The following is a 9643-nucleotide window of genomic DNA, read 5'->3' as shown; positions in this document are numbered from 1 at the left end:
CGCCGGCCTGGTTATGCTTGTCCCATGCGTATTTACCTTGGCGCGGACCACGCCGGCTTCGAGATGAAGAACCTGATCAAGGACCACCTGGAAAAGGCGGGCCACGAGGTCGTCGATTGCGGCGCCCACGTGTACGACGCCGCCGACGACTACCCGGCCTTCTGCATCGAGGCCGCCTCCCGCACCGTCAACGACCCGGGCTCCCTGGGCATCGTGCTCGGCGGCTCCGGCAACGGCGAGCAGATCGCCGCCAACAAGGTCAAGGGCGCCCGCTGCGCCCTGGCCTGGTCCGTGGAGACCGCCAAGCTCGCGCGCGAGCACAACAACGCCCAGCTCATCGGCCTCGGCGGCCGCATGCACTCCGAAGAGGAGGCGCTGGCCATCGTCGACGCCTTCGTCGCCCAGCCGTGGAGCGAGGAAGAGCGCCACCAGCGCCGCATCGACATCCTCGCCGAGTACGAGAAGACCGGCATCGCCCCCGCCCTGCCCGAGCAGGAGTAGTTCCCGCGCCGCACGTCGGCGGCAGATCAGCGGCATCCCACTTCGCGTGGGGTGCCGCTTTTCGCTTGACGACGGCCCGGCCGCCTCAAGTTCCGCGTTTACGTGCCGGCAGCGTGGTGCTTCTGGCTGCGCGACGGTCCGGCCGCCTCGAGTTCCGCGCTTTCGTGCCGAGAGGATGCCATCGATTTCGGCCACCTGCGGAAACGCGGTTGTCGACGCGACGTTGGCATCTCCTGGGCACGAGGGATGGCGATGGCCGCGGAATCTCGTGCACATGTGGTGCCGGGGCTGCATTGGTGAAGCTCGTGACCTGCGGCGATGGATTTCGAGGCGCAGGGGCGTAACCGCAAATGCACGAAACCCGCGGACCATGCGGACCGCGGGTTAGTGGAAGGGGAGGGGGAGCGCCGGCGCCGGGGGAAGTTGGGCGCTGGGGGCGCCGGCCTCGAAGCGAGGCGACGCCCGGGCTAGAAGTCGAAGTCGAATCCGCCGCCGTCGAAGAAACCGCCGCCATCGCCGCCGCCGTCTCCGCCGAACAGGCCACCGTCGAAGAAGCCGCCGCCGTCGCCCGCGTCGCCGCCGGCATCGCCCATGTCGCCGCCCGCGTCACCGGCGTCACCGGCATCGCCACCATCTCCCGCATCTCCCGCGTCACCGGCGTCGCCGGCACCCTCGGATCCGTCGCCGGCACCGCTCTCGAAGTCGGAGGCGGCGTAGGCCACGCCCGCCATGCCGTTGAACATCATGGAGAACAGCAGCACCGAACCCATGGTCCACATGCCGGTGCGCAGCGCGGACTGCCACCACGGCTCGGAGTACCAGCCGGCGGGCACGGGGCGCCCGGCGACCTTGCCGCCCGGGTAGTAGTTCGGGGTCTCGTCGGTGGCCACCGGCGACGCGGAGATCTGGCGTCCCTCGTGCTCGATGGTGCGCTGCTCGGTGACGGAACCGGCGGAGCGCTGGCCCTCCAGCGGCGGCAGTGCGGGACCGGCGGGCATGCCCATGATCTCGCGGGCGGCGTTGACGTAGTGCAGGCCCTCGAGCGCGGACTCGCGCGCCAGCTGCGCCTGCTTCACGGTGTTGGCCGTGGAGATCTGCGACGACGCCGCGTTGTACCGCTCCGACGCGTCGGCCATGGCCTGCGTGGACGCGGTGTCGGACCCCGCGATGGACAGCACCTGCGAGCCGAGCCTCTCGATCCAGCGCCGGGCATCGGCCACGGCGTCGGCGACGTCGTCGTGCGCGCGCTGCTCGATGGCCTTGTTCTGGCGCTTCTGCGTCATCTGGATCAGCAGGACGCCGCCGATGATCACGACGGCGATGAGGAGGAAGGCTTCCATCGTCTGGGGTCACTGTCCTATCGGTGAGGGGGTCGGGCGTTCGTGCTCCGGTTCCACGTGTTCCGGTGACACGCGCTCCGGTTACATATGGTGCAACGGGCGAACGGCCGGATTCGTTCCAGGGCTGCCGGGTTTTTCCCGCCGATCATGCTTTACGACGACGCCGCCGGACCCGTCGAGCCGCCCGTTTCATGGACCGGGCTTCCGTAACGTCTCGGCGCGATCACGTTCAGGGGCAAATTGATGAAAAAAGTGAACTGGCACACATAGTGTGACGGCATGTCAACCACGGGGCCAGCCGGAAATCGCACGCTCGAACCAGCACCGCGCACGTCGCCGGTCGCGGAACCCTTGGTCGGCGACGTCGACCTGCGGGGGCTGCTCATCGGCACGGCCTCGGCGGCGGGGCAGATCGAGGGCGGCGACGAGAACAACGATTGGCTGGATTGGTCCCGGGTGCCCGGCAACATCGCGGACGGGTCGACCCCGCTTCGCGCCACCGATCATTGGAACCGCTGGCGCGAGGACAATGACCTGATGGCGTCGCTGAAGCTGCCCATCGCCCGCATCGGGGTCGAGTGGGCGCGCATCGAACCTCGGCCGGGGGAGTTCGACCACGCGGTGCTCGATCGCTACCGGGAGGAGATCGCCGACCTGCGGGACAAGGGGATCCGTCCGTTGGTGACGCTGCATCACTTCGTCAATCCCCGGTGGTTCGCATTGCGCGGTGGGTTCACCGCCGACGGGTCGGCGGACGCGTTCTTCCGTTTCGCCGCGACGACGGTGCGGGCCCTGGACGACCTCGTCGACGAATGGGTGACGGTCAACGAGCCCAACGTCTACGCGACCCAGGCTCATCTGTTCCGCTCGGGGCCACCGGGCAACAGGTCATGGCGCGACACCATGGCGGTGCTGCGCAACACGGCCGTCTCCCACATCCGCGGGTACGAGCTGATCCACGAAATCCAGGGCGACCGGGCGCAGGTCGGGATCGCCCACCACGCACGCGCCTTCGCCCCGCGCAATCCGCGCAACCCCGTCCACCGCGGCCTTGCCCGGCTGAACCGGCATCTGTTCCAGGACATCGTCGCCGACGCCCACTTGGCCGGGAAGTTCCATCCTTTGTTGGGCGGCGCGAAGATGGGCCGATCCCTGCCATCGGGGCGCCACCACGACTTCCTGGGCCTCAACTATTACTCGCGCACGGCCGTGGACAAGCTCGACGACGGCACGTTCGCCGGCGTCCCCGTCAACGACCTCGGGTGGGAGATCTACCCCGACGGCCTCGTCGAGTGCGCCCGGGACTTGCACGAGAGGTTCGGGGGTCCGGTGTGGATCACCGAAAACGGCACGTGCGATCTCGGCGACCCGGCCACCGGCGAGCTGGAGTCCTTCCGGCCGCGGTTCATCCTCGAGCACCTCCGGGCGATCGCGGAGTCGGACGTGCCCGTCGAGCGCTGGTACCACTGGTGCTTCGTGGACAACTGGGAATGGGCGGACGGCGAAGAGCCGAGGTTCGGCATCGTCCATCTCGACTACGAGACGCAGGAGCGAACGCTCAAGCCGTCGGGCCGCCTGCTGGCCGAACTGGTCGCCGCCGGCCGGATCACCCCGGACATGCACGAACGCTACGCGGCGGGCCGGCGCTATCCGGTGGCCGACGAGCGCACCGACCCGAACGTCCGCTCCGGCGCGCAGGGGGCCACCCGATGAGCGCGGCCGAAAGGGCCATCGCCGACGTCGGACGCTTCACCGCCGACCCGGCGCAGCGCACGCCGGTGACCAACGGGTGGGTCCTCCGCTATGGGCTGCTGTACCTGGGGCAGAACATCTCGTGGGCCGCGCCGACGCAGCTGCTGCTCGCCCAGCAGATCCTGGTCTGGCATCCGGGGGACAAGGAGCAGAAGCTCGCGCTGCTGATGGCGATCGGCGGATTCTTCTCCATCATCGGTCACCCGCTGGCCGGCTGGCTGTCGGACCGGACCAACTCCCGTTGGGGCCGCCGGGCACCGTGGATCCTCTTCGGCGGGCTCGCGGCGGCGGGGTCGCTGGTGTTCCTCGGCGCGGCCCCGGGCTTCACGGCGCTGACCATCGGCTGGGCGGTGTTTCAGCTGGCCATCGCCGCGTCCATCAATGCGGCGCAGGCGGTGGCGCCGGACACCGTGCCGGACCGCCAGTACGGGATGGTTTCCGGCGTCCTGGGGTTGACGTACACGCTCGGCGTCGTACTGGGCACTGTGGTGGCCACGCTGTTCGACGTCGGCCTGGCCTACATGGTCACCGCGGCTCTGCTGCTCATCTTCATCGGCCAGTTCCTGCCGGGGTTCCGCGACGTGTCCCGCGTGCGGTCGCGGGGCCCGCTGTCGCCGGTGCCTTACGACGATGATGCGGGCGAGACCGCCGTCGTCCCCGCCGTCGCCGACGCGCCCGGTGGGCCGTACCGCGACTTCGCGTGGGTGTTCGTCGCCCGCTTCCTGGTCACCACCGGCAATTCGGTCGCGCTGTTCTACCTCTTCTATTACCTGCGGGACCACATCGGGCATTCCGACCCTGATGCCGGGGTGCTGGTGCTCACCGGCGCCTACGCCGGCTGCGTGATCCTCACGGCGATCCTGTCCGGAAAACTGTCCGACAAGATGGGCAAGCGGCGGATCTTCGTGGCGGCGTCATCGTTGGGCGTCGCCGGTGCGTGCGCGATCATGGCCGTGGCGACGTCGTTCACCATGGTCATCGGGGCGGCCGTGCTGTTGGGTCTGTCGTGGGGCGTGTTCATGGCCGTGGATCAGGCGCTGATCAATCAGGTGCTGCCCAAGGCGGAGGAGCGCGGCCGCGACGTCGGCGTCATGAACCTCGCCGTCGCCGGACCGAACATGGCCGCGCCCGTGCTCGCCGCGTTCGCGCTGGCGCAGCTCGGCGGGTACCCGGGCCTCTACGTGTTCGCCGGCGTGCTCACCGCGATCGGCGCCGTGCTGGTCTACCGGGTGCGTTCGGTGGCGTGAGCCCGGTGATCGGCCACGATGCCGACTCTCTCGGGGGCGATGCCGGGCAAGCGATCGCGCGGTGGCGATCGGCGGGGAATGAGCCCCCTGGCTCACTTCTTGCGTTCGTCGCGGCCCTTCTGCCATTCCCGGACGTCATCGGAGTTCCACAGGGTCAGCCCGTGGAGCTTCGTGGCGGGCACCGGCGCCTTGCCGCGGCCCGCATAGCTGGTGAACGTGCCGCGTGCGGTGCCCGTGAACTCGGCGCATTCCGCCGCCGTCCACAGCTCTACGCCGGTGTCCTTGTCGATGATGCGGGGATCCATGCAAACCACGATAGCGACGCATTACGGCAGCAAAAGCCCCGGAACGTCAGTGCCATCGACTTGTGACCGCGCCTCAACGCAACCGTGACGTGTCCCCGCCTCACGACTCCGCCCTCCCCGCAGTCGTCCCGCCGCTGTACCACGTTTCCCCGCAGTCGCCCGGCAGCTGCCCCGGAACGCGGAAACCGCCGGCCCCAAAGGGAACCGGCGGTCAGCGCATCGACAATCGAATTGGTCGAGGGAAAGTGGAGGGGATGACGGGAATCGAACCCGCGTCTTCAGCTTGGAAGGCTGAGGTATTAGCCACTATACGACATCCCCGCAGCTCAGAGGTGGTGACTGGCTCGTCGTAAAGCAGAACCGGTCCCTCGTGAACGTGGGGAAAACTATAGCGCACCCCGCGCCCGCCGCCATAATCGCCGCGCCACCGCCTTAAACCGGGGCGGTGATCGCCCCCCGAATGGGAGCCACGTAGACTGCACGACGTATTCACAACGGGGTATGGCGCAGCTTGGTAGCGCACTCGCTTTGGGAGCGAGGGGCCGTGGGTTCAAATCCCGCTACCCCGACCAGCATCACGGGCACTCCCGTGGTCTGTGAAATCATCAACTCACATCTACTAACAGGAGTGTGCAACCAGTGAAGTCCTCCGTCGAGCAGCAGAGCGCCACCCGCGTCAAGATCACCGTCGAGGTCCCCTTCGACGAGCTCAAGCCCGAGTTCGACAAGGCCCACGAGGCCCTGTCGCAGCAGGTCCAGATCCCGGGCTTCCGCAAGGGCAAGGCCCCGGCGAAGCTGATCGAGGCGCGCGTCGGCCGCGGCCCGATCCTGGAGCAGGTCCTCAACGAGATGGTCCCGTCCCGCTACGGCCAGGCCGTCGAGGAGCACGACCTGAAGGTCATCGGCCAGCCCGAGGTCGACGTGACCAAGCTGGAGGACGGCGACGTCGTCGAGTTCACCGCCGAGGTCGACGTCCGCCCCGAGATCGAGCTGCCGGACTTCTCCGACATCTCCGTCGAGGTCGACGCCCTCAAGGCCGACGACGAGGCCGTGCAGGCCGAGCTCGACAACCTCCTCGCCCGCTTCGGCACCCTCACCGGCGTCGAGCGCGCCGTCGAGGACGGCGACTTCATCTCCATCGACCTGTCGGCCACCGTCGATGGCGAGGAGCTGGAGGAGGCCTCCACCGAGGGCCTGTCCTACCAGGTCGGCTCCGGCGACCTGATCGACGGCCTGGACGAGGCCGTCACCGGCCTGGCCCAGGGCGAGTCCAAGGAGTTCGGCACCAAGCTGGTCGCCGGCGAGCACGAGGGCGAGGACGCCCAGGTCACCGTGACCGTCCAGTCCGTCAAGGTCCGCGAGCTGCCCGAGGCCGACGACGAGTTCGCCCAGATGGCCTCCGAGTTCGACACCATCGACGAGCTGCGCGAGGACCTGGCCAAGCAGGTCGAGACCACCAAGAAGGGCGAGCAGGCCCAGCAGATCCGCGACAAGGTGCTCGCCGCCGCCCTCGAGAAGACCGAGGTGCCGCTGCCGGAGGGCGTCGTCAAGGAGCAGGTCGACGGCCAGCTGCAGCAGCTGCTCGGCCAGTTCGGCGGCGACGAGGCCGTCCTGAACACCATGCTCGAGGCGCAGGGCACCACCCGCGAGCAGTTCGACGCCGACTCCCGCACCTCCGCCGAAGAGGCCGTGCGCACCCAGCTCTTCCTCGACGAGCTGGCCGAGGCCGAGCAGCCGGAGGTCTCCCAGCAGGAGCTCACCGACCACATCCTGTTCACGGCCCAGTCCTACGGCATGGATCCGAACCAGTTCATCCAGCAGATCCAGCAGTCCGGCCAGCTGGGCAACCTCTTCGCCGATGTCCGCCGCGGCAAGGCCCTGGCCGTGTCGATCCTGAAGGCGTCCGTCAAGGACACCGACGGCAACGACGTCGACGTCGCGGAGTTCTTCGGCGAGGCCGAGGCCCCCGAGTCCGCCGAGACCGAGGCGAAGGCCGACGAGAACGACGCCGAGAAGTAAGCCGGCGCCGGACGGGGATCGTCGCAAAGCAAAGCGTGCTTGACGACGCCGATCCCCGGCCCCGACGCTGTCAGCGAACATGGGGCCGTCCCGAAACAAAGGGGCGGTCCCTTTCGTTACCCTCGGTGAGAGATCCCGCATGAGAGATTCCGCCCCCGAGGCGGGCCGCCCGTGAAACGGCGGCGAAGGCGAAATGGAAGGGAAACCCTTTTTCGATGAGCGACCAGAACCACGCCCCGGCCGACTCCGTGTTCGACAAGCTGCTGAAGGAGCGCATCCTTTTCCTCGGCGACCAGGTCGACGACCAGATCGCCAATAAGCTGTGCGCCCAGATGCTGCTGCTGTCGGCCGAGGACCCGACGCGCGACATCGCGCTGTACATCAACTCCCCGGGCGGCTCCGTCACCGCCGGCATGGCCATCTACGACACCATGAAGTTCGTGCCCTGCGACGTGGCGACCTACGGCATGGGCCTGGCGGCCTCGATGGGCCAGTTCCTGCTGTCCGCCGGCACGCCCGGCAAGCGTTACGCCCTGCCGCACGCGCGGATCATGATGCACCAGCCGTCCGCCGGCATCGGCGGCACCGCCTCCGACATCACCATCCAGGCCGAGCAGTTTGCGCAGACGAAGAAGGAAATGGCGCGCCTGATCGCCGAGCACACCGGCCAGCCGCTGGAGCGCATCGTCGAGGACTCCGACCGCGACCGCTGGTTCACCGCGGCCGAGGCGTTGGAGTACGGCTTCGTCGACCACGTGGTGACGTCCCTGAAGGACGCCAACGACGCCAAGAACGGCACCGGCAACACCGCCAGCGACGACGCCGAGCGCAACGCCGAGAATGCCGCCGACGTCGCCGACGAGCAGGATTCCGGCCAGTAGGCCGGCGTCGGAAAGCGAGGAACGCGAGATGAACCGCGACATCGCCGGCGACGCCGGATTCGCCGGGCGGGCCGAGAACCTGAGCCAGAAGCACGAAATGAACATGGAGATGAGCAACAACATGCAGATGCCGCAGTCGCGCTACGTGCTGCCGTCCTTCGTCGAGCACTCCAGCTTCGGCGCCAAGGAATCCAACCCGTACAACAAGCTGTTCGAGGAGCGCATCATCTTCCTCGGATCGCAGGTGGACGACACCGCCGCCAACGACATCATGGCGCAGCTGCTGGTGCTCGAGGGTCTGGACCCGGACCGCGACATCACCATGTACATCAACTCGCCGGGTGGTTCGTTCACCTCCCTGATGGCGATCTACGACACCATGCAGTACGTCCGCCCCGACGTGAACACCGTCTGCCTGGGGCAGGCCGCGTCTGCCGCCGCGGTGCTGCTGGCCGCCGGTGCGCCGGGCAAGCGGGCGGCGCTGCCGAACGCGCGCGTTCTGATCCACCAGCCCGCCACCCAGGGCGTGCAGGGCCAGGTGTCCGACCTGGAGATCCAGGCCGCCGAGATCGAGCGCATGCGCAAGCTGATGGAGGAGACCCTGGCGCAGCACACCGGCCAGACCGCCGAGCAGGTGCGCCTGGACACCGATCGCGACAAGATCCTCACGGCCGAGCAGGCCAAGGAGTACGGCATCATCGACCAGGTCTTCGAGTACCGCAAGCTGAAGAAGTAGCGGTTTCGGCCGAGTGCGGCCGTGAGCGCGCCGGTGGTGCGTGAGCTGAACTGCGCCGATACCGAGCCGGTGCCGAGTGCGCCGGCGTGCAGCCCGGTCCCCGTGGTGGGGCCGGGCTTTCGCATGCCCAGGGGTGGTGTTCGTCGAGTTCCTCCGAGCCCCTCCCGAGCTCTCTCGCTCATCCGGGCCCTCCCGACTTTCCACGTCGAATTTCGCGTTCAAGGCTCCTCCGACCTCCTCTTTTGCAAACCCCGAAAGGAATAACCCGAGATCACCCTCGATTTCGGGGTTTGAACGCCACTCATCGGCTCCTTTCGGGGTTTTGATTTCGGGGTTTGGCTTTTGGGGGTTGTATGAGGGTGCTGTTTTCGGGTTTTGGGACGGCCACGTGGAGGAGGTCGGTCTCCTGTCGGGGTGCGGAGCACGTGTGGGGCCTCCTTTCGGGGTGTGGAGCACGTGTGGGGCGTCTGCGAACGCCCGAGGTGGAGGAGGTGGGCCTCCTTTCGGGAAAAGGGGCCCCACGCGTCGGCGACCCCGGGGTGGCACGTGTCGGGACCATCAACAGGTGGTGGGTTTTCCACAATCGGGTGGTCGTCGTGAAGCAAGCGGGTGGCGCAAACGGGGAGTCCGGGCGACGCTGCGCCCATGAGGAATTGGACCGATCACTTTGGGCTGATCGAAGTGCGCAGGAAGCATGCGGAGAATGTGTGGAACGATGCGAATCGATTCGTGTTCCTGACCGCGGAGGTGGCCATGACCATCGAACGGTACGCAGCGCTTCCACCGTGGGAACAGGCGACGGCGCGGGCGGCGGCGGTCGCCCTGACGGTCGACTCGGCGGTGGTGGTCGGTTCGGCGGCGG

At 68.0% G+C, this 9643-nt stretch carries 8 protein-coding genes, 2 tRNA genes and 1 pseudogene; 8 read left to right on the top strand and 3 right to left on the bottom strand.

Annotation, left to right across the window (positions count from 1 at the left end):
* Positions 1 to 24 precede the first annotated feature (24 nt).
* Positions 25 to 501, top strand: a complete 477-nt coding sequence (locus tag GX015_RS01605; protein WP_035123591.1) for a ribose-5-phosphate isomerase — start codon at positions 25 to 27, stop codon at positions 499 to 501.
* A 467-nt stretch (positions 502 to 968) separates the two neighbouring features.
* Here GX015_RS01605 and GX015_RS01600 read toward each other — a convergent pair whose 3' ends face one another.
* Positions 969 to 1841 carry a DUF1542 domain-containing protein gene (locus tag GX015_RS01600; RefSeq protein WP_291342278.1) on the bottom strand — a complete coding sequence of 291 codons (873 nt, stop codon included), beginning with the start codon at positions 1839 to 1841 and terminating at the stop codon, positions 969 to 971.
* Between the two features lie 279 nt (positions 1842 to 2120).
* On the opposite strand from GX015_RS01600, the gene GX015_RS01595 reads away from it, so the two are divergent.
* The gene (locus GX015_RS01595; protein ID WP_291342276.1) at positions 2121 to 3554 is read left to right on the top strand and encodes a family 1 glycosylhydrolase; all 1434 of its coding nucleotides are present in this window, start codon (positions 2121 to 2123) and stop codon (positions 3552 to 3554) included.
* Entirely contained in the window at positions 3551 to 4840 is a 1290-nt protein-coding gene (locus GX015_RS01590; RefSeq protein WP_291342274.1) for an MFS transporter, read from the top strand. The genes GX015_RS01595 and GX015_RS01590 overlap by 4 nt, the downstream gene beginning before the upstream one ends.
* A gap of 92 nt (positions 4841 to 4932) precedes the next feature.
* On the opposite strand, the gene GX015_RS01585 is transcribed toward GX015_RS01590, so the two are convergent.
* Together GX015_RS01585 and GX015_RS01580 are read right to left on the bottom strand one after the other, a co-directional pair.
* Positions 4933 to 5145, bottom strand: a complete 213-nt coding sequence (locus GX015_RS01585; protein WP_291342273.1) for a hypothetical protein — start codon at positions 5143 to 5145, stop codon at positions 4933 to 4935.
* Positions 5146 to 5391: 246 nt separating this feature from the next.
* Positions 5392 to 5466, bottom strand: a tRNA-Gly gene (locus GX015_RS01580).
* Positions 5467 to 5640: 174 nt separating this feature from the next.
* Here GX015_RS01580 and GX015_RS01575 point away from each other — a divergent pair.
* The 5 genes and pseudogenes from GX015_RS01575 to GX015_RS01555 all read left to right on the top strand — a co-directional run.
* Positions 5641 to 5717, top strand: a tRNA-Pro gene (locus GX015_RS01575).
* 67 nt (positions 5718 to 5784) lie between these two features.
* Positions 5785 to 7164: a trigger factor gene (gene tig, locus GX015_RS01570; RefSeq protein ID WP_291342272.1), complete on the top strand. Its 1380-nt coding sequence runs from the start codon at positions 5785 to 5787 to the stop codon at positions 7162 to 7164.
* Positions 7165 to 7379: 215 nt separating this feature from the next.
* Positions 7380 to 8045: an ATP-dependent Clp protease proteolytic subunit gene (locus tag GX015_RS01565; protein ID WP_082719087.1), complete on the top strand. Its 666-nt coding sequence runs from the start codon at positions 7380 to 7382 to the stop codon at positions 8043 to 8045.
* A 103-nt stretch (positions 8046 to 8148) separates the two neighbouring features.
* The gene (locus GX015_RS01560; RefSeq protein WP_046650504.1) at positions 8149 to 8781 is read left to right on the top strand and encodes an ATP-dependent Clp protease proteolytic subunit; all 633 of its coding nucleotides are present in this window, start codon (positions 8149 to 8151) and stop codon (positions 8779 to 8781) included.
* 645 nt (positions 8782 to 9426) lie between these two features.
* A pseudogene (locus tag GX015_RS01555) lies at positions 9427 to 9643 on the top strand (hypothetical protein); the annotation flags it as partial.

The organism is Corynebacterium sp., from assembly GCF_012837295.1.
Classification (GTDB): Bacteria; Actinomycetota; Actinomycetes; order Mycobacteriales; family Mycobacteriaceae; genus Corynebacterium.
Note: the sequence above shows the minus strand (reverse complement) of the source record. Positions and strands in the feature narration are given on the sequence as shown.